At 63.7% G+C, this 20,046-nt stretch carries 20 protein-coding genes; 12 read left to right on the top strand and 8 right to left on the bottom strand.

The genetic code is table 11. The features are described from left to right. The first annotated feature begins 11 nt into the window (after window positions 1-11). Window positions 12-1,148, top strand: a complete 1,137-nt coding sequence (locus tag ACR64R_RS00680) for an alpha-hydroxy acid oxidase (RefSeq protein WP_487359780.1) — start codon at window positions 12-14, stop codon at window positions 1,146-1,148. Between the two features lie 103 nt (window positions 1,149-1,251). Next, window positions 1,252-2,019: a metallophosphoesterase gene (locus ACR64R_RS00675; RefSeq protein ID WP_487359779.1), complete on the top strand. Its 768-nt coding sequence runs from the start codon at window positions 1,252-1,254 to the stop codon at window positions 2,017-2,019. Between the two features lie 43 nt (window positions 2,020-2,062). Here the strand turns inward: ACR64R_RS00675 and ACR64R_RS00670 are convergent, their stop codons facing one another. Next, entirely contained in the window at window positions 2,063-2,194 is a 132-nt protein-coding gene (locus ACR64R_RS00670) for a hypothetical protein (protein WP_263498119.1), read from the bottom strand. A gap of 331 nt (window positions 2,195-2,525) precedes the next feature. Further along, window positions 2,526-3,224, bottom strand: coding sequence for a type 1 glutamine amidotransferase (locus ACR64R_RS00665; protein ID WP_487359778.1), 699 nt, complete (start codon window positions 3,222-3,224; stop codon window positions 2,526-2,528). A gap of 87 nt (window positions 3,225-3,311) precedes the next feature. Here ACR64R_RS00665 and ACR64R_RS00660 point away from each other — a divergent pair, with 87 nt between their 5' ends. The 4 genes from ACR64R_RS00660 to ACR64R_RS00645 all read left to right on the top strand — a co-directional run bounded on the left by ACR64R_RS00660 (window position 3,312) and on the right by ACR64R_RS00645 (window position 7,424). Then, window positions 3,312-3,956 (top strand): hypothetical protein, encoded by a 645-nt coding sequence (locus tag ACR64R_RS00660; protein ID WP_487359777.1) that lies wholly within the window; start codon window positions 3,312-3,314, stop codon window positions 3,954-3,956. A gap of 31 nt (window positions 3,957-3,987) precedes the next feature. Next, window positions 3,988-4,722 (top strand): 16S rRNA (uracil(1498)-N(3))-methyltransferase, encoded by a 735-nt coding sequence (locus ACR64R_RS00655; RefSeq protein ID WP_487359776.1) that lies wholly within the window; start codon window positions 3,988-3,990, stop codon window positions 4,720-4,722. Window positions 4,723-4,925: 203 nt separating this feature from the next. Beyond that, window positions 4,926-6,299 carry a glutamate--cysteine ligase gene (locus tag ACR64R_RS00650; RefSeq protein WP_487359775.1) on the top strand — a complete coding sequence of 458 codons (1,374 nt, stop codon included), beginning with the start codon at window positions 4,926-4,928 and terminating at the stop codon, window positions 6,297-6,299. Between the two features lie 99 nt (window positions 6,300-6,398). Further along, window positions 6,399-7,424, top strand: coding sequence for a DUF937 domain-containing protein (locus ACR64R_RS00645; protein ID WP_487359774.1), 1,026 nt, complete (start codon window positions 6,399-6,401; stop codon window positions 7,422-7,424). Between the two features lie 371 nt (window positions 7,425-7,795). Here the strand turns inward: ACR64R_RS00645 and ACR64R_RS00640 are convergent, their stop codons facing one another. Further along, window positions 7,796-8,086 (bottom strand): DUF1127 domain-containing protein, encoded by a 291-nt coding sequence (locus ACR64R_RS00640; protein ID WP_487359773.1) that lies wholly within the window; start codon window positions 8,084-8,086, stop codon window positions 7,796-7,798. A 182-nt stretch (window positions 8,087-8,268) separates the two neighbouring features. On the opposite strand from ACR64R_RS00640, the gene ACR64R_RS00635 reads away from it, so the two are divergent. Next, window positions 8,269-9,225, top strand: coding sequence for a LysR substrate-binding domain-containing protein (locus ACR64R_RS00635; RefSeq protein ID WP_487359772.1), 957 nt, complete (start codon window positions 8,269-8,271; stop codon window positions 9,223-9,225). Between the two features lie 48 nt (window positions 9,226-9,273). Here the strand turns inward: ACR64R_RS00635 and ACR64R_RS00630 are convergent, their stop codons facing one another. Continuing rightward, window positions 9,274-11,496 (bottom strand): bifunctional diguanylate cyclase/phosphodiesterase, encoded by a 2,223-nt coding sequence (locus ACR64R_RS00630; protein ID WP_487359771.1) that lies wholly within the window; start codon window positions 11,494-11,496, stop codon window positions 9,274-9,276. Window positions 11,497-11,614: 118 nt separating this feature from the next. Here ACR64R_RS00630 and xseA point away from each other — a divergent pair, with 118 nt between their 5' ends. Then, window positions 11,615-13,180, top strand: a complete 1,566-nt coding sequence (gene xseA, locus ACR64R_RS00625) for an exodeoxyribonuclease VII large subunit (protein WP_487359770.1) — start codon at window positions 11,615-11,617, stop codon at window positions 13,178-13,180. 7 nt (window positions 13,181-13,187) lie between these two features. Continuing rightward, complete coding sequence (locus tag ACR64R_RS00620) at window positions 13,188-14,306, top strand: DmpA family aminopeptidase (protein ID WP_487359769.1); 1,119 nt, start codon at window positions 13,188-13,190, stop codon at window positions 14,304-14,306. A 33-nt stretch (window positions 14,307-14,339) separates the two neighbouring features. On the opposite strand, the gene ACR64R_RS00615 is transcribed toward ACR64R_RS00620, so the two are convergent. Further along, on the bottom strand, window positions 14,340-14,591 hold the full coding sequence (locus ACR64R_RS00615; RefSeq protein WP_487359768.1) for a hypothetical protein: 252 nt from the start codon (window positions 14,589-14,591) through the stop codon (window positions 14,340-14,342). A 335-nt stretch (window positions 14,592-14,926) separates the two neighbouring features. On the opposite strand from ACR64R_RS00615, the gene ACR64R_RS00610 reads away from it, so the two are divergent. Continuing rightward, window positions 14,927-15,247 (top strand): hypothetical protein, encoded by a 321-nt coding sequence (locus tag ACR64R_RS00610; protein ID WP_487359767.1) that lies wholly within the window; start codon window positions 14,927-14,929, stop codon window positions 15,245-15,247. A gap of 147 nt (window positions 15,248-15,394) precedes the next feature. Here ACR64R_RS00610 and ACR64R_RS00605 read toward each other — a convergent pair whose 3' ends face one another. The 3 genes from ACR64R_RS00605 to ACR64R_RS00595 are packed head-to-tail and all read right to left on the bottom strand — an operon-like array spanning window position 15,395 to window position 17,146. Then, entirely contained in the window at window positions 15,395-15,988 is a 594-nt protein-coding gene (locus tag ACR64R_RS00605) for a DJ-1/PfpI family protein (RefSeq protein WP_487359766.1), read from the bottom strand. Further along, window positions 15,954-16,439, bottom strand: a complete 486-nt coding sequence (locus tag ACR64R_RS00600) for an ATP-binding cassette domain-containing protein (RefSeq protein ID WP_487359765.1) — start codon at window positions 16,437-16,439, stop codon at window positions 15,954-15,956. The genes ACR64R_RS00605 and ACR64R_RS00600 overlap by 35 nt, the downstream gene beginning before the upstream one ends. Before the next feature lie 8 nt (window positions 16,440-16,447). Continuing rightward, the gene (locus tag ACR64R_RS00595) at window positions 16,448-17,146 is read right to left on the bottom strand and encodes a GntR family transcriptional regulator (RefSeq protein ID WP_487359764.1); all 699 of its coding nucleotides are present in this window, start codon (window positions 17,144-17,146) and stop codon (window positions 16,448-16,450) included. Between the two features lie 159 nt (window positions 17,147-17,305). On the opposite strand from ACR64R_RS00595, the gene ACR64R_RS00590 reads away from it, so the two are divergent. Both ACR64R_RS00590 and ACR64R_RS00585 read left to right on the top strand, forming a co-directional pair. Next, window positions 17,306-18,532 (top strand): iron-containing alcohol dehydrogenase, encoded by a 1,227-nt coding sequence (locus ACR64R_RS00590; protein ID WP_487359763.1) that lies wholly within the window; start codon window positions 17,306-17,308, stop codon window positions 18,530-18,532. Between the two features lie 18 nt (window positions 18,533-18,550). Beyond that, window positions 18,551-20,038, top strand: coding sequence for an NAD-dependent succinate-semialdehyde dehydrogenase (locus tag ACR64R_RS00585; RefSeq protein WP_487359762.1), 1,488 nt, complete (start codon window positions 18,551-18,553; stop codon window positions 20,036-20,038). Window positions 20,039-20,046 lie beyond the last annotated feature (8 nt).

Raw genomic sequence — 20,046 nt, 5'->3', positions numbered from 1 at the left:
CGGGGACCACTATGAGCGAAATCCTTACCATCGCCGACCTCAAGGACCTGGCACGCCGCAGGGTGCCGAAGATGTTCTTCGACTACGCCGATTCCGGCGCCTGGACTGAGAGCACCTACCGCGCCAACGAGGAGGATTTCGGCAAGATCAAGTTCCGCCAGCGCGTGCTGGTCGACATGAGCAACCGCTCGCTGGAATCGACCATGATCGGCCAGAAGGTGGCCATGCCGGTGGCGCTCGCGCCGACCGGACTGACCGGCATGCAGCATGCCGACGGCGAGATGCTGGCGGCACAGGCGGCCGAGGAGTTCGGCGTGCCGTTCACGCTGTCGACGATGAGCATCTGCTCGATCGAGGATGTCGCCTCGGCGACCAAGAAGCCATTCTGGTTCCAGCTCTATGTGCTTCGCGATAAGGATTTCGTGCTCAACCTGATTGATCGCGCCAAGGCGGCGAAGTGCTCGGCACTGGTGCTGACGCTCGATCTGCAGATTCTGGGACAGCGTCACAAGGACGTGCGCAACGGGCTCTCGGCGCCACCCAAAATGACGCTCGCCAACATCATTGACCTTGCGCTGAAGCCGCGCTGGTGCCTGGGCATTGCCGGCACCCCGCGCCGCACCTTCCGCAACATCGTCGGCCATGCCAAGGGCGTCGGCGACGTCTCCTCGCTATCGTCCTGGACGAATGAGCAGTTCGATCCGCAGCTGTCGTGGAAGGACGTCGCCTGGATCAAGGAGCGTTGGGGCGGCAAGCTGATCCTGAAGGGCATCCTCGACAAGGAGGACGCGCTGATAGCGGCGGATACCGGCGCCGATGCGATCGTGGTCTCCAACCATGGAGGGCGTCAGCTCGACGGCGCGCCCTCCTCGATCTCGGTGCTGGAAGAGATTGCGGATGCGGTCGGCGACAGGATCGAAGTCCATATGGACGGCGGCATCCGCTCCGGCCAGGATGTGCTCAAGGCGCTCTGCCTCGGCGCCAAGGGCACCTATATCGGCAGGCCGTTCCTTTACGGCCTCGGCGCGATGGGCAAGATCGGCGTCACCAAGGCGCTGGAAATCATCCGCAAGGAAATGGATGTCACGATGGCGCTGTGCGGCAAGCGGCTGGTCACCGACATGGGCAAGGAGCAGCTCCGGCGCTAGGACGCAGTAGCGCCAAGATCGCAGGGATCGCTTGCGTCGCTAGGGCGTTGTTCATCGATCGGCACTAGGCTTGGCCCCAACTGCCCCTGGGAACGTGTCCACATTGACCGAAACCAGCATCCACTATCTCGACGCGCGCGGGCCTGATGGCATGCGGCTTTATGCCATTGGCGACGTACATGGGCGCCCCGACCTGCTCGCCGCCATGCACCGGCGCATCGAGAGCGAATTGGAACATGCGCCCGGGTCCGACTGGCGCATCGTTCATCTCGGCGATTATGTCGACCGCGGGCCGGACTCCAGAAGCGTCATCGATTTCCTTATCGAGGCGCACAAGCGCGATCCGCGCAACATCATGCTTGCCGGCAACCACGATATCGGCATGCTCGAATTCCTTGCCGACGGCGAACCGGACGGTCTGTTCATGAATTACGGCGGCGTGCAAACGGCGCAGTCCTATGGCGTGAACATTCTCCGCGACGCCCACAGCGACGGTAAGGGGGAAGCCGTGAGGCGGGGACATGCGGCGCTCGTGGAAGCGGTGCCACGCAGCCATTTAGACTTCCTGCAATCGCTGACATTGTCCGTCACCTTCGGCGACTTCTTCTTCTGTCACGCGGGCATCCGGCCGGGCGTGCCACTCGACCTCCAGAACCAGCAGGACTTGATCTGGATCCGCGACGCCTTCCACGACCATCCAGGGCTTTTCCCAAAGGTGATCGTGCACGGGCACACACCCGTTGCAGAAGCGGATGTGCGGGCCAATCGCGTCAATGTCGACACGCTTGCCTGGAAATCGGGAACGCTGAGCGCGCTTGCCGTCAATGGCGGCGACAAACGCATCCTGACCGTCCAGGGGAAGGCGCTCTAGGCGCGATCCCCGGCGCGGGCGCGCTTCCGATCTTGTCGGAACCCTAGTCCAGCGAGGCGGTGACGCCGTAGCCGTCGACGGCCCGGTGGTTGGTCGCGGCGTCGGCGGCATAGATGCCCAGGCCGCAGAGCACGATGGCAGACAGCATGACAAAAGACAGGAGAGCTGCTTTCACGGACGTCATCTCTGGTTAAGCTTTCTGCATCTGGGCACGAGGCGGTTACCAATGCGTTGAAACGATAAAATGCGTCTCAATGTTTCGACGATTTCGCGCTTCTAAGCAGATTCTGTATCGCCGGTGTGTCGGCTGGATCACACAAGAGGTTCATGGCGGTTGCACGGGCGATACAAGGCGCGCCCTCTTAAGCGAGCGCTCCGACACAAACCAAGAAAGAAGAACGTTGTCCCCAGGCGGAAGCGCTGAGGCGTGCTAATTATGCCACGCTGCGTCCGCGTGGACGTGTTGAGATGCAGATCAGGCCGGCATCAGCTGAACATCACACGCCCTAGATCGTGGCCACCCAGGCGCGGGCAATCGCCAGGCCGGCGGCATCGGCTTCGGGGCCATTACCGGCCAACTCATCGTCGAGCCGGTCGTTCCAGTCGGGATGGCGCTCGGCGATCGTTGCCGCGAAGGAGGTGCTCCAATCGCGCACCATCGGCGTATCGGCCTCAAAGTGGAACTGGAAGCCATAGACGGCGCGGCCAAGGCGGAAGGCCTGATTCTCGGCCACCGGACTGCCCGCAAGCCGCACGGCATTCTCAGGCAGCACAAAAGTGTCGTCGTGCCACTCGAAGATCGGGAATTGTTCGGGCAGCGCCGCCAGCACCGGATCCAACTTCGCGGCGGGCGTCAGCGAGACCTGGTGCCAGCCGAACTCGGTGGCGCCGCCGATGTGGTTGTCGCCACCAAATGCGCGGGCAAGGAGCTGACTGCCGAGGCAGATGCCGAGCACCGAGCGGTCCTTCTCAGCGAAATCGCGTGTCAGTTCAAGGAGCGCGGGGAAATAGGGATATTCCTCGTCTGCCAGCGCATTCTGCCCACCGCCCAGCACGACCATCGCATCATGCTCGCCTGCATCCTGCGGCAACGGATCGCCCTGGTAGGGGCGTCTTAGGTCGAGATCGGCGCCCGCTTCGGCCAGAGCGGCACCGACCTGACCGAGGCCGGTATTGTCGTAGTTCTGGACCACCAGCACGCGCATCTAGAATCCTGCTGACATGACAATGCTGAGGCGAGCGATATCATGCGGCCCATATTTCAGCCAAGATGCGGATCGAGAGAGAAAACTATGCCACTGCAGAACCGGGTCGATCCCTTCGGCGCGATCCACGCGGTGCCCGAACGCGGCCAGTTCACCGGCAATCGCGGCATCATCCACGACCCTGAGACGAAATCGCTCCTCAAGAAACGCTGGGCCTTGCCGGCCTGGATCATCTGCGTGTGCCGGTTCCGCAATGTGCGGCGCGAGCCGATGGGCCGCAATAGGGGAGGAAAAGCCAGTTGGACCGAATTGTTCTTCCTCGACGAGGTGACGGCATTGGCTGCCGGCCACCGGCCCTGTTTCTTCTGCCGGCGAGAACGGGCGACAGATTTCGTGAGCCGCTTCGGAGAGGCGTTCGGCATTGATGTGCCGCGCGCGCCGATGGTCGACAAAAGGCTGCACAAGGAGCGGCTGGCATCGGGCGGACAACCTCCTGTCGTGACCACTCCGGAGCTCGGCGGCTTGCCCGATGGAACGATGATCGCGCATGGCGATGCTGCCTATGCGCTGCGTGCCGGCCAGGCGCTCGAATGGTCGTTTGCCGGTTACGCCAGTCCAATTACCTTCGACCGCCTCGCCGACCTGCCGCTGCGCATGCTGACGCCAGCGACCACTATTGCGGTGCTGCGGAGAGGCTTCCAGCCTGTCTGGCATCCTACCGCCGATACTTGACGGCACCGCTTGCCTCGCCCATTCCTCAAAGATGCGCGCCAACTACAAAATGCAGCGGCTATTCGTGCCGGACGATCTTGGGCCTAGCCTCGAATTCGACGCCGGGCAGCAGCAAAGCCATTATCTCGCCCATGTGCTTCGGCTTGGTGAAGGCGCCGAGGTCCTGCTTTTCAACGGCCGCCACGGCGAATGGTCGGCTGCGATCGCCGCAAAGTCCAAAAGGGCGGTCCGGCTGAAGGTGCTCGAATTGCAGCGGCCGCAGCCGCCGTTGCCCGACCTCCTCTATTGCTTCGCCCCGCTGAAGCAAGCCCGGCTCGACTATCTCGTGCAGAAGGCCGTCGAGATGGGCGCCGGTATCCTGCAGCCGGTCATAACCCGGCATACGCAGGTGGCGAAACCCGGCATCGATCGGCTGCGCGCCAATGTCGTCGAGGCGGCCGAACAATGCGGCATCCTGGCGGTGCCGGAGGTGCGCGAGGCGGAAAAGCTGGAGCGGCTGCTCGGCAACTGGGACAAGGAACGACGGCTGATCTTCTGCGACGAGGACGCCTCGACCAACAATCCGCTGCCGGCGTTGCAAGCGGTCAAAGAGAAGAAACTTGCGCTTCTGGTCGGGCCGGAGGGCGGATTTTCCGAGGACGAGCGCAAGATGCTGAGAGCCTTGCCTTTCGTCACCGCCATTCCGCTCGGGCCACGCATCCTGCGCGCCGACACGGCGGCGGTGGCAGCGCTTGCCGCGATCCAGGCGACTATCGGCGACTGGTGATCAAATCCGGTTGAGCAGTGGCTCAGGATTTTTTGCTTGATCGGCTGACGGCATTTCGTCCATCTAGCGCCGGCGGCCGTCCGGCCGCTGCAGCGCCACGCCGTCTTTCTGGTGTGCTAAAAGCGCTGTAGCACTAAGATCTTGCGCAGGGTGCCCGGTGGAAATCGACGTCGATTTCCTGGCAGTGCGCTCGGAGGGGCTTCATGGCGCGCGACACAACCGACTCACGGCCCATCGAAGGCATAGGCGAACTGGTCGACTATCTGGCCGCCGGCAACAAGCCGCGCGACAAATGGCGCATCGGGACCGAGCACGAGAAATTCCCCTTCTATGTCGACGGCAACGCGCCGGTGCCCTATGGCGGCGAGCGCGGTATCCGCGCCATTCTCGAGGGCATGCGGGAGAAGCTCGGCTGGGACCCGATCATGGATGCCGGCCGCATCATCGGCCTTGTCGAACCGACCGGCCAGGGTGCGATCTCGCTGGAGCCGGGTGGCCAGTTCGAGCTTTCCGGGGCGCCGCTGGAATCGATCCACCAGACCTGCCGCGAGGGCAACGCGCATCTGGCGCAGGTGCGCGAGATCGCCGAGCCTATGGGGATCCGCTTCCTCGGCCTCGGCGGCAGCCCGAAATGGTCGCTCGCCGACACGCCGAAAATGCCGAAGTCGCGGTACGAGATCATGACGCGCTACATGCCGAAGGTCGGCACCAAGGGCCTCGACATGATGTACCGCACCTGCACGATCCAGGTGAACCTCGACTTCGAGAGCGAAGCCGACATGCGCCGCAAGATGCAGGTGTCGCTGAAGCTGCAGCCGCTGTCGACGGCGCTGTTCGCCAACTCGCCCTTCACCGAGAGCCGGCCGAACGGGCTGCAGAGCTGGCGCGGCGACATCTGGCGCGATACCGACAACCAGCGCTCGGGCATGCTCGAATTCTGCTTCTCGCCCGAGTTCGGCTTCGCCGACTATGTCGAATGGGCGCTCGACGTGCCGATGTATTTTGTCATCCGCGATGGCCACTATCACGACATGACGCGCTACACCTTCCGCCAGTTCATGGCCGGCGCGGCCCGCAACGAAATCCCCGACGGCCTGCCGACGATGGGCGACTGGGCGAACCATCTCTCCACATTATTCCCCGACGTGCGCCTGAAGCGCTTCCTTGAAATGCGCGGCGCCGATGGCGGACCGTGGCGGCGCATCTGCGCCCTGCCCGCCTTCTGGGTCGGGCTGCTCTATGACGAGCAGGCGCTGAACGCCGCCGAGGCGCTGACCGCGAGTTGGACCTACGAGGAGGCGCTGGCCATGCGCAACGCAGTGCCGGAGCTGGGCATTGCGGCGCCGTTCCGCAACACCACCCTGCGCGACGTCGGCCGCGACGTGCTCGCCATCTCGCGCATGGGCCTGAAGAACCGTGGCAAGAAGAACCGCGACGGCTATGACGAGACGTCTTTCCTCAACACGCTCGACGAGGTCGTGGCGCGCGGCACCACCAGCGCCGAGGAGATGCTGTCGGCCTATCACACCCGCTGGGGCGGCTCGATCGAACCGGTTTTCATGGAATACGCCTACTGAACGTCCGGCCTACCCCGATGGTGGTCAGTAGAAGCCGCTTCAATCCATGATGGAAAGGAAATAGTCTCCCTCGACGAGGATGTTCCCGGAGGAGACCCTATGCCTTCCCTGTTCGACATGTTTGCCCAGGCCCAGAACGGCGCCGCCATGCAGGCGCTGGCGCAGCAATACGGGCTCTCGATGCAGCAGACGCAGGCCGCGGTCCTGGCGCTGCTGCCGGCTTTCTCGCAAGGGTTGCGGCGCACCACCGCCGATCCTTACGGGATGGGCGCCTTCATGACGGCGATGGCGAGCGGCCAGCACGCCAAGTATTTCGAGGACGCGACCAGAGCCTTTTCGCCGCAAGGCATCGATGAGGGCAATGGCATTCTCGGCCATCTGTTCGGTTCGAAGGACCTTTCCCGCGCCGTGGCTGCCCAAGCCGCGCAGGCCACGGGGCTGAGCCAGCAGGTGCTCCAGCAGATGCTGCCGGCCATGGCCTCAATGATGATGGGCGCGCTGTTCAACCAGACCAACAATCAACTGAGTGGGGGGCAGATGCAGGGGGCGGGCGGCTTCGGCGGCAGCGGCAATCCGCTCGGCGAGATCATCGAGCAGATGATGCGGCAAGGCGGCCTCGCCCCTACGCAAACGCGGCAAGCGCCGCAGCCGGCGCCCAATCCATACGGCGAAAACCCGCTGGGCAAGGTGCTGCAGGATATGTTCGGCGGCGGCGCACCACAGTCACAAGGCGCAACCCAACAAGCGCCCAGCCCCTACGGCGACAACCCGTTTGGCAAGGTGTTGCAGGATATGTTTGGCGGTGGCGCCCAGTCGCAAGGGCAGCCCCAGCAGACGCAAAGCCCCTATGGCGACAACCCACTCGGCAAGATCTTCGAGGAGATGCTGCGCCAGGGTGGCGGATTCGGCCTGCCCGGCGGCCAGCCGGCGCCGCAGTCGCAACAGCGTCAACCGCAGCAGAGCGCTCCGCAACAACCGCAGACCAACCCGAGCGGCCGGCCGCGGAACCCGTTCGACGACATCTTCGGCAAGATGTTCGAAACCGGCGCGCAACAGCGCGACGAGTATGAAAAGAACGTCGGTACGATCTTCGACCAGTTCAAGCGCGACATGGATCGACGGTAGGTCTCGCACTGCCCTAAAGATGTGCCGCCATTCGGGTCAGGCGAAGTCGAAAACGGCGAGTCCGAGAACAGGCCTACGCCGGCCGTAGCCCTTCATAGAGCGGAGACACCTGCGAGAGCTTCGGCCGGCGAAGGCCGCAGCGGGGCATTTCTTGGTCCGTCAGCACCGGAAGCCCAAGACGCCGTTTGCAGACCGGCCTCACCTGAATGACGTCACATCTAAAAAAAAATGCCCGGTCCTGGAGGAGAACCGGGCAATGTGCAGGCTGGCCGGCGGGGAACCGGCAGGGAGTGTGGGAGCCTGCATGAGACTTGGCCGCGCCGAGCGGTGAAAAGGTTCACGCGACCGGTAGATCCGGGCAGTCCGGCCGTTCAAGCCACATAACGGGCGAGATCCTCGATCGTATCGGCGCGCTCGCTGGCGATGGCGCGCAGCTTCACGGTCGGGTCGCGGCCGAACGGCACGGCGACGGCGACGTGAAGGTCGGCGCGGGTCAGGCCGATATCGGCAAGCTCGGCATCCGACATCTCGCCCAGGCGATAGAAGGCGCGGCGATTTTTCCAGGCGACGAAGGCATTGCCCAGAGCATTGAGCACGCGCGTCGCAACAGCCGGACGCGTGGTGATGCGCGAGGTCTCGGAAGCGAATTCAATCGTGGTCATGTCAATCTCTCCTTCGAGGAGTCGAGCGGACGAAACCAGGTAAACGGCGCCTTGGCAGAAGCGCCGTTCCGGTTTCCATGCACATGCCTTCATGTGGACAATGCCAATTTGCCACCCTGAGATTGATTAATCCAACGAATGTTTTTAATCTCCAGCATCAACATCAATGATAGGTTGGACCGATGAAGGCGCCGCTCGACCTCGATCAGTTGCAAACTTTCATCTCTATCGCCGACACTGGCAGCTTCACCCGCGCGGCCGAAGAGGTGCACCGCACGCAGTCGGCGGTGTCGATGCAGATGCGGCGGCTGGAGGAGCGGATCGGCAAGCCGCTGTTCGAAAAGGACGGCCGCACCAACAAGTTGACCGAGGAGGGCGACAGGCTGCTTTCCTATGCGCGGCGGCTGATTTACCTCAACCGCGAGACCTTGGCCGCGTTCGACGACCAGCGCCTCGAAGGCACGATCCGCATCGGCACGCCCGACGATTATGCCGACCGCTTCCTGCCCGAGATCATGGCCCGCTTCTCGCGCTCCAACCCGCGCGTCGAGCTGACCGTCGTCTGCGAGCCGACGCCGGGGCTGGTCGAACATATCAAGCGCGGTAATCTCGACCTGGCGCTGGTGACCCACAACGACACGCGCGGCCAATCGGAAGTGGTGCGGCGCGAGCCGCTTCTGTGGGTGACCTCGGCCAACCACGCCACGCACGAACAGGAAATCCTCCCGATGGCTTTCGGTCGGCCGAACTGTATCTGGCGGCGCGCCGCCGTCGACGTGCTCGACCGCCAGAACCGCGAGTACCGCGTACTGTTCTCCAGCTTCTCGGCCACGGTGATCACCGCGGCCGTGCTTTCCGGCCTCGCGGTCTCGGTATTGCCGGAATGCGCGCTGAGGCCGGGCATGCGCGTGCTTGGCGAGGCCGACGGCTTCGGCCAGTTGCCGGACTGCCGAATCGGCATCATGCGCGGCCAGACCTCGCAACCGGAGATCGTCGATGCCTTGGCCCGCCATATCGCAGAGAGCCTCGACAACATTTCCGTCCCCGTCAGCGAAGAGCCGGGAAGCTTCGACTTCGCCGCGCTCGCCTTTGCCAAGATGAAACGGGTCAAGGCCAATCAGATCATGCCTGGATGGTAGGCAGGAGCATTCCAGGAAAAGTGTGAGCGGTTTCCGTCCGGAATTGCCTCAAAACGAGGAGATAGAGCGAACGGCGGAACTTTCCTGGGCGTTGGACGAAACGTCCAACAGTGCGAGCAACTGGCCGGGCTCCAGCGGTGGCGACAGCAGATAACCCTGCAACTGGTGGCAGCCCATGCGGACCAGCAGGGCCTTTTGCGTGTCGGTCTCGACGCCTTCGGCAGTCACCTCGACCTTCAGCGCCAGCGCCAGCTCGATAAACGTCTTGGCGATTGCGCGGGCGCTCTGATCCTCGTCGAGCAGACGCACGAAAGAGCGGTCGATCTTCAGCTTGTCGATCGACTGTCGGCGCAGATAGCTCAGCGAAGAATAGCCGGTGCCGAAATCGTCGAGCGCGACGCGCACGCCTGACTGGCGCAGCGCGGCAATCACAGTGCTGGTCGTGTCGCTGTGTTCGAGCAGAACGCTTTCGGTGGTCTCGAGCTGCAGGCGGGACGGATCAAGCCCGGTTTCCTTCAGGATTCGAGCGACCTGCTCGGCAAAGCCGACATCACGCAGTTGCATCGGCGAGATGTTCACCGCGATCCACGGCAATTCGGTGCCGACGGCGAAGCGGCAAGCTTCGCTCAGAGCCCATTTGCCAAGCTCGCCGATCAGGCCGCGCTCTTCGGCGATCGCGATGAATTGCGCCGCCGGCAAGGCGCCGTGCACCTCATGCCCCCAGCGTATCAGCGCCTCGGCGCCCAGTATTCGGTGGCCGTCCGCCGCAAAAACCGGCTGATAGGCGAGCTTTATGCCACCTTCGCCGTCCAGCGCCTTGCGAAGTTCCGATTCGACCTTGCGCTTGCGCAACAGGAGATCGTCCATGTCGCCGGCGAACACCTGGTAGCGGCCACGACCGTTCTTCTTGGCCTCGTAAAGCGCTATGTCGGCCTTGCGCAACAGGTCATCCGCGTCCGTCTCCGATCCAGACGACAGCGCGATGCCGACGCTCGCGCTGACGAAGACCTGGTCGTCGATCAGCCGGAACGGCTCGCGCAGCCTCAGGAGCAGCCTTTCGGCGATGTCCTCGGCGCTTGCGACGTCCGGAACGTCAATCAGGATGATGGCGAACTCGTCGCCGCCGAGCCGTGCGACGGTGTCGACTTCGCGGATGGTGTGCCTCAGCCGCGCCGCCGTCTGGCGTACAAGCTCGTCGCCGGCCGGGTGGCCGAGCGTGTCGTTGATGTGCTTGAAGCGATCGAGGTCGAGGTAGAGCAGCGCGACGCGCGTCTTCTCCCGGCTGGCGAACAGCAGGGTGCGCCGCAAGCGATCCTCGAACAGAGCCCTGTTGGGCAGGCCGGTCAACGTATCGTGGAAGGCAAGGTACTGCGCCTGGTCCTGGCTTGTCTGCAGCGCGGCCGAGGCGCGACGCAACCTGCGCAACAGGAACACCAGCACGCCGCCAGCGAGGAGTAGCGCGATCCCCAAAGCAGGCGCGACCTGGCGCACCAAGGCAAGGCCTGGCCGCAAGGGCTGCCAACCGATGTAACCGAGGATGACGCCACGGGAATCGATGAGCGGTACGGCCGCGGCGCCTGCCGGCTGAGACAGCGGCACCAGCCTTGCTCCCTCAAGCAGATACTTTCCAGCGATCTTTCCGATCACCGCATCGTTTATGAATTCGACGGACACATGCAGATATTCGCTTCCGGGCGTCTGGGTCACATTGCTCGAGTTCGGCACGAGCGGCATGACGCTCAAGATCGCCGGCTGGCCGTCCAGCGACACCAGATCCTCGGCGACCATCTTGGCAGGCTGGCCGGACGCGTCGGCCCGGGCTGGTTGCGCTAGTTTGGCACGGAGCTTTTCAACGGTGGGAAGAAGGGTGGGCTTATCCTCACCATAGGCGGACAGGTCGACCACCTTGCCTTCGCGCATGGCGTGGATCGGATGATTGGCGTCATCAAGGATGTAGACACGGTTATGGCCGTAATAAGTGTACATCCAGACGCTGAGATTGTCCGCCATCCAGGCTTGGTTGCCTGCCTTCGCATTGATGACGGATTCGTCCCAGACCGATACGCTTTCCTGCTCCCGCTGCACGGCTTCGATCTGGTCCTGCAGGCCGTCGGCGATAAACATCTTCTGCCGTTCGAGCGAGTCATCGTCGACCTTGCCGGCCGCGTAGAAGCCGAAGCCGACGACTATCGCCAAAGCGAAGGCTGCCAGCGTCAGCACGGTCAGGGTGACCTGGTGAGTCAAAGGACTGCTGTTGTGGCTTGCGCTCATTCGTTCCGGCCGGCTCTGCTCGCGTCAGTCAAAGCAAATCGGACTTAAGATCGCGTTATGATATTAGCGAGGTTTGTCCCGGCTTGACGCGCGGCGATAAGCGATCCCCAATCGCCTGATGAGTGAAACAGCAACCGAATCACGCAGCAACGCCACCGAATACACGGTGAGCGAGATTTCCGGAGCGCTGAAGCGCACTGTCGAGGACGCCTTCGGCAATGTACGGGTGCGTGGCGAGATTTCCGGCTATCGCGGCCCGCATTCGTCCGGCCACGCCTATTTCGCGTTGAAGGACGAGCGCGCGCGGATCGATGCCGTGGTATGGAAGACCACCATGGCGCGGCTGAAGTTCCGCCCCGAGGAAGGCATGGAGGTGATCGCCAGCGGCAAGCTGACCACCTATCCCGGCAAGTCCAACTACCAGATCGTCATCGACAATCTGGAGCCGGCGGGCGCCGGGGCGCTGATGGCGCTGCTTGAGGAGCGCAAGCGCCGACTGCAGGCGGAGGGCCTGTTCGAGGCCGGCCGCAAGCGGCGACTGCCGTTCATGCCCAAAGTCATCGGCGTCATCACGTCGCCGACCGGCTCGGTAATCCGCGACATCATCCATCGCATCAAGGACCGGTTTCCGCTTCACGTGCTGGTCTGGCCGGTGCGGGTCCAGGGCGACACGACGGCACGGGAAGTGACTGCCGCCGTCGACGGCTTCAACGCGCTGAGCTGGGACGGTCCCATCCGCCAGCCCGACGTTTTGATCGTGGCGCGCGGCGGCGGCAGCCTGGAAGACCTCTGGGGCTTCAACGATGAAGGGCTGGCGCGGGCGGTGGCGTCGTCCGGCATCCCCGTGATCTCCGCTGTCGGGCACGAGACCGACTGGACGCTGATCGATTTCGTTTCCGACATGCGCGCGCCGACGCCGACGGGCGCGGCCGAGATTGCCGTGCCCGTCAGGGCCGACCTGGAAGCCACCTTGGCCAGCCTCGGCGCGCGGCTCAGCGCCTGCGCCTCGCGGCATCTGGAGCGCAAGCGCCAGGCGGTGCGCGCCGCGGCGCGCGCGCTCCCCTCGCCCGACCAGTTGCTTGCGCTGCCGCGCCGGCGTTTCGACGATGCGACCAGCCGGCTGGGCCGCGGGCTGACGGTGAATATCGAGCGCAAGCGGGCGACGCTGGATCGGCAAAGACTGACACCTGCGACCCTGTCGCGGCGTCTCAACGAAGCGCGCACCCTGACCGGCCGCGACATTGCCAGGGCACGAGCCGCGTTCTTCGCCATCGTCCGCGAACGGCGCGCGCGTTTCCAGCGCAATTCCACACGCCTGTCGCCGGCGCCAATCATCCGGCGCCAGAAGCTGCAGGCCGACGCACTGGCCGGATTGTCGCGCCGCCAGGACCAGGCGATGGCGCGGCGCCTCGATCGGCTGCGCGCGTCCCTCACCCAGGCGGACCGGCTGCTTTCAACGCTGTCGCACAAAGCTGTGCTGGCGCGCGGCTTCGCTCTGGTCAAGGACGCGGACGGCGCCGTCATCAAGCGGGTCGCGGAACTGGCGCCGGGCGCGGCATTGCAGTTGGAGTTCGCCGACGGCAACGCGGAGGCCATCGCGACCAGCGGCGGCGCGCGGCCTAAACTCGCCGCGAAATCGACCGCGAAGGCCAGGGAGCCTGGCAATCAGGGCTCGTTGTTCTGAGGTTTCCATGAGTAACCACCAACCGCATCTTCGCACGCCCTCGGGCAAGCCGCGCCTGCGCTCCTTCGGCATCGCGCTGGACGGCACGCCGGGCCGTTTCAACGCTATCACCGACGTGCCTGGCGTGTCGGTGGGCTACACGACGCTGATTTCGGGGGACGGCCCCTTGCGGGTCGGCACCGGTCCGGTGCGCACCGGCGTCACCGCCATCCTGCCAAGGCCGGTTCAAGAACTCGCAACGCCGGTGTTCGCCGGCGTGTTCAGCCAGAACGGCAATGGTGAATTGACGGGCACGCACATCATCGAGGAGACGGGTGCGTTCAATTTCCCGATCACCATCACCAACACGCATTCGTGCGGTGTGACACGCGACGGCACGCTGCGCTGGATGCACAAGGTGCTGCCAGCCGCGCTCGACAGCGCCTGGGGCCTGCCGGTGGCGGCCGAGACCTATGACGGCTTCCTCAACGACATCAACGGTCATCATGTCGGCTTCGACCATGTCGCCGCCGCGCTCGATGGGGCTACGAGCGACGCGATCGAGGAGGGCAGCGTCGGCGGCGGCACCGGGATGATCTCTTTCGGCTTCAAGGCCGGGTCAGGCACCGCCTCGCGCCTCGTCGAATGGCACGACAGGCGTTATACGCTGGGCGTGTTCGTGCAGGCGAATTTCGGCAAAAGACACAATTTGACCATTCGCGGCCGGCGCGTCGGTCCCGAATTGATCGAGCCGGCCATTCGCGAGGCGACAGCGCGCGCGGAAAAGGGTTCGATCATCGCTGTCGTCGCCACCGACGCGCCGTTCCTGCCGCATCAGATGAAGCGGCTCGCCAGGCGCGTGCCGCTCGGCATCGCCATGACCGGCGGCTATGGCTACCACAGTTCGGGCGACATTTTTCTCGCCTTCTCGACCGCCAATCCGGAGGCTGCCCAAGCGGCTTCCGGTCGCATCGCGCGGGCCGAGTTCATCCCGGACGTCGACATCGACCCGTTCTTCGACGCGATCGTGCAAGGCGTCGAGGAAGCGATCCTCAACGCGCTGGTCGCCAATGGGGATATGACGGGGCGCGACGGCAATTTTGTGCCGGCGCTGCCCAAATACTGGCTGGAGAAGAAATCCGGCTAGCAGATACGGTCTGCCCGTGCCGGCAGGGGCATTTCACTCCGCCGGCGTGTCCAGCTTGGTTTCGCCGGCGCCCTCTTCGGCGGCTTCCTCGAGGCGCGAGGCGATCAGTTCCTGGATGTCGCCGACCTCTTCCTGAATGTCCTCGAGCAGAATGCCTGCCTCGGCCGCCTTGGCGCAGCACTCCTTGGCGAGGGTCTCGGCCTGTTCGATCTTGATCGGCGAATGCTGGCAATGGACTTTCTCGCCAATCCACCCGCGCAAGAACTCGATCGCATGTTCACTCATACTGCTTCTTCCCTGGCGGCAAAGCCGGTTGGTAGCCATGAACGTCCACACCCCGCAAAGGATGCATGCCCCATTCGAGCCGAGTCGGCCTCGACCGGCAAGACATCTTGCCCGTGGTACGCGAAACCGAAGGACTGGAAGGGTTCAAGGTGCACGTTCAGATCGTTGAGAAATTTGAGATCGTTGATTGGGTCGATAGAAGGATCGTTGTTGTTTTTGCTTGCTTTTTTCTATCCTGGACAACGCATTTGTATCACAAACCGTATCATAGGGTCCCGGTCAACGTCGCCCCGGCCTCAGCCTGAGCAGCCGCTATATAGTGATATCCTCACGCAATGTCGACTCGGGCTTCGACATCCGGGCGGCTACCTCCCCAGAAGATTGCGCTCGACGGTCCTCAGATACGTAAGCATCGCGTTGCCGACGCCTTCGACGGCTCGCGCCAGAAGCGCATCCAGGACGACCTTTTGCTCGCCGCAATAGATGGCGGGGCGCTCCTGCGAGAAGGAACGCCTCTTCATCCCGAGCCACGGCCGATCGCCAAGCTGGCGACGCACGGCACGACGCTCGCTGAGAATCCGCGCGACATCGCCCACGGGTCACGCGAGAGAACCGGCCTGATCAACGCCGTCCTCGGAATCCAGGGCCATGCCTGATGCAAAGGGGGCGGATCACCGTTTCCAGTCGCTCTCCACCTGTCGATCTGGATCGAAGGAGAAGAGCGTCTCGACTGGGTGGGCTGTTCCTGGATTGATGAGGGCAAGGATCAGCCTAGCCCCCTAGCACCTACCGCTTTATTCCGGCTAACCGTGCCGGATTTCCGTGCCGAGCACCTTCAGGCACTCGCGGATGAATGCGGCGAGGGCGGTCCAGCCTTTGGCCGAAACCATCGTGCCGTCGACGTACGCCTCGGTTGGGGACAGATCGATGTAGGTACCGCCGGCAAGTGTGACTTCCGGCTCGCAGGCGGCCAACGCGCCGACCTTCTTGCCACGCACCACGCCGTCGACCGCGATCAGGATCTGCACACCGTGGCAGATCGTGAAGATCGGCTTCCTGGTCTCGTGGAAATGGCGCACCATGGCCTGGATGCGCTTGTCGGTGCGGATGTATTCCGGTCCGCGGCCGCCGGCGCAATAGACGGCGTCGTACTGGTCGAGTTGCTTTTCGGCGTCGGCGAACGTCTTGTTGATCAGAGCATAGTGGCCGAGCTTCTCGGTGTAGGTCTGGTCGCCTTCGAAGTCGTGCAGCGAGGTCTTGATCACGTCGCCGGCATTCTTGTCGGGGCAGACTACATGGACCGTATGGCCGACCGCCTCCATGGCCTGCTGGTAGACAAAGATTTCGTATTCCTCGGTGAATTCACCGGTCAGCATCAGGATTTTCTTGGCTGGCATGACTTTTCCTATTCGATTGAGATGGCGAGGCGCGAACCGCGCCTCGCCAGGGACTGCGGTGACGGTGTGAGAACGGAGAATCGGGGAAGTAGTGGTCCTTGGCGTTGGCCTGGGTGATCAGGGCTGCATCGAGCTTGACGTGACCGCGGACCGGCGCCTGAGTCTGATCAGGCTTGGCGAAGCGCACGTCGTGTCCGTCGATCGACAACGTGCCTTCGCTGGACTCGATATGGCCGGAGAGGAGCCGCATGAAAGTCGACTTGCCGGCGCCGTTCTCACTGATGATCGCGTGGATTTCGCCGGGCAGAATATTGAGCGTCACATCCGACAGGACGGTCACGCCGCCGAATTGCTTGGAGAGACCCGGGGCCCGCAGCACCGCAGGATCGACCGGCATGTCGGCCGTCGGCACAGCAACAAGATCTCTGTCGAGACGAGCGGCAACGGACATCGGAAGGATTACTCGAAAGCGGGCAGGAGCCGGTCCCGCGAATTCTCGATATGGACCCGCATGGCCTTCGCGGCCGCATCCGCATCACCGGAGGTGAAGGCCGCGAGGATCGCCTCGTGCTCGTCCAGCGCCTCTTCGGTGACGCGCGAGTGGTACATCAGGCGGAAGATGTGGAAATGCGTGTGCTGGTGGCTCAGCGTTTCGCGAATGAGTTCGTTTCGGGCGAACTCCATGATCTTGTCGTGGAAGATCGCGTCCTGCCTGGCAAAATTGGAATAGCGCAGGCGTTCATCCTTGCCGACTCGCCTGGCCATCAGGCCGGCCGCTTCCTGCAGGATCGCGAGGCGCTCCGCGTTCAGCGTCGCTGTCGCCTTGGCCGCGGCGGCCGGCTCGAGCAGCAAGCGCAGTTCATAGAGCTCGTCGAACCGGCGGCGCGTGATCTGCGGCGCGGCGCGGAAGCCGATCAGATGGGTCTTGATCACCAGCCCCTCGCCTTCCAGCCGGCCAAGGGCCTCGCGGATCGGCGTATGCGACACGTCGAATTCGCGCACCAGACTGTCCACCGTGATCCGCGAGCCGGGCGGGATCTTCAGCGACATCAGTTGCGCGAAGATCGCCTCATAGACGTCGCCCGCGAGGCTGTTGGCGCGCTGAATGCGGCCACTCGGGCGGGCCTCGCTATCGACCATCTGGTCCGGATTTTCCATACGTCACCTCTTGACAGGGGCAAGTCCTACCACGATGCTTTGGCCAATTCAATACTATATCCTATAGGATTTTATCGAGGATATTCGAATGGCCTGACGGACCGGCCCTGCATATCGGCCGACCTCTTTTCGTCCCCCACTTCCAAAGGACCACGCCCCATGACCCTATTTGCAGCCGTGCGGCTTCCGCGCGAAATCCTGTTCGGCAAAGGTCAGCGCAAAGCGCTGCCGGCGATCGCGGCACGCCACGGCAGTCGGGCCTTCCTCTGCACGGATGAGCGCCTGTCAAGGACGCCTGAATTTGTCGAGATCCTCGCCGGCCTGAAGGCCGCCTCGATCGAGACCCTGGTCTATGACAAGACCTTGCCCGATGTACCGCGCGACAGCGTGACGAGCTGCATAGCCGGAGCGAAGGCCTTCAGGCCGGACATGGTCATCGGTATCGGTGGCGGCAGTTGCCTGGACATGGCCAAATGCGCCGCGCTGCTGCTCAGCCACGGCGGACGGCTCCAGGATTATTATGGCGAGTTCAAGGTCCCTGGCCCTACCCTCCCCCTCATCGCCGTGCCGACGACAGCCGGCACGGGTTCTGAGGTCACCCCGGTCGCGGTGATCTCCGATCCGGACCGTACGCTCAAAGTCGGCATCTCAAGCCCGCATCTGATCGCGGCGGTGGCCCTTTGCGACCCCGACCTGACCTCGACATGCCCACCTTCGCTGGCCGCTGTCGCCGGCGCCGACGCCTTGACCCATGCCATCGAAGCGTTCACCGCTTCAAGACGAGGCACCGATGCCGACTTGCCGCAAAAGCACGTTTTCATCGGCAAGAGCGCATTGACGGATCATTTCGCGCTTCTGGCGATCAAGCTGCTGGGCCGCAGCCTGGAAACCGCCTGTGGTGACAGCTCCAACGAAGCGGCTCGCGCCGACGTCATGATGGGCGCGTTGGCCGCGGGCTGTGCCTTTGGAACCGCGGGGACCGCAGCTGCCCATGCCGTGCAATACCCTGTCGGCGCGCTCACGCACACTGCGCATGGAGCGGGCGTCGCAACGATGCTGCCTTACGTGATGCGCTACAACCTGCCAGCTGCGACATCGGAGATTGCTGAGATCGGGGTTGCTCTTGGCCTGCCGCAGCAAGGCCGGGACACCGATCAGCTGGCGGATGCGACCATCAAGGAAGTCGCGAGGCTGTTCAGCGCCATCGGCATCACGCGAACGCTAGCCGACCTCGGCCTTCCGGAGGACAGGATCGACTGGACGGCAGAACAGGCCCTCGGCATCGACCGCCTGATCAAGAACAATCCCCGCCCTTTCGACCTGCAGGCGATGCGGCGCCTGGTTAGAGCTGCCTATGACGGCGATATTTCCCCCGTGGCGATGTGAGGGATGGAGCCCAAGCCCATGAACATTTCTATAGACCCACTCGACCAGGATTCCGACATGTCTGAGTATACCGCGTTCTCGCATGGACTCTATATAGGCGGACAATGGCGCCCCTCCTCCGACGGCCGCGTCATCGAAGTGATCGACCCGTCGACCGAGGCAGTGATCGCCGCCGTTCCTGACGCCACGCTCGCCGATGCCGCAGCCACGGTTGAGGCAGCAGCGGCGGCGGCGACAAAATGGCGCGAGACCCCTCCGCGCAGGCGATCCGAGATCCTGCGGCGCTGCTTCGAGTTAATGACCGCGCGAGCCGAGACCCTGGCGGCATTGATTTCCCTGGAGAACGGCAAGGCGCTTCGTGATGCGCGCGGCGAAGTCGCCTATGCGGCCGAGTTCTTTCGCTGGAACGCCGAGGAAGCGGTTCGCATCAGTGGCGAGTACAACCTTTCCCCGTCAGGCGCGAACCGGATCGTGGTCGACTACCAGCCCATCGGCATTTGCGTTTTGATAACGCCGTGGAATTTCCCCGCCGCGATGGCGACACGCAAGATCGCCCCGGCGCTCGCAGCCGGCTGCACCGTCATTCTCAAGCCGGCCAGCGAGACACCACTGACAGCATATGCGCTCGCGGCCCTCTATGAAGAAGCCGGCGTGCCGGCAGGCGTCGTCAACGTCATCACCACTTCGAATCCAGGGCCGGTGACAGCGGCCATGCTGGCCGACCCACGGGTGCGCAAGCTCTCCTTCACCGGCTCGACAGGCGTCGGGCGCGTGCTTCTTGCGGAGGCCGCGAAACACGTCATTTCCTGTTCGATGGAGCTCGGCGGCAATGCGCCGTTCATCGTGCTCGACGACGCCGATCTCGAGACGGCGCTGGACGGTGCGATGATTGCCAAGATGCGCAACGCCGGCGAAGCCTGCACGGCGGCCAACAGGCTCTACGCGCAGGCCGGCATCTATGAGGCGTTCGTGGAAGGCCTGCGCAAACGCATGGCGGCGCTGACAGTCGGCCCGGGCACGGACGCCGAGACCGAATGTGGGCCGATGATCACCAGGAAGGCGGTGGACAAGATCGACAGGCTCGTTCAGGACGCGGTCGCCCGAGGGGCAAAAGTCATGTGCGGCGGCACCGTATCTTTAGACAGGGGGTTCTTCTATCCGCCAACAGTGCTGAGCGAGGTTCCAGCAAACGCCGCGATGGCTCATGAGGAGATATTTGGCCCCGTCGCGCCTGTCAGCCGCTTCGAGGACGAAGCGGAGATTATCGAAAAGGCGAATGCTACCGAGTATGGCCTTGCGGCCTATATATACACCCGCGACCTTGCGAAGGGCATGCGCATGGCATCCAAGATCGAGTCCGGCATGATCGCGCTCAACCGCGGCCTGATGTCTGACCCTGCAGCGCCCTTCGGCGGAGTCAAGCAGAGCGGACTAGGGCGCGAGGGTGGCCAGAAGCACGGCATCGCCGAGTTCATGGAGGCGAAATACATAGCCGTGACGATCTGATGAGACCG

This window comes from Mesorhizobium sp. MC2-1-1 (genome assembly GCF_057597255.1).
Note: the sequence above shows the minus strand (reverse complement) of the source record. Positions and strands in the feature narration are given on the sequence as shown.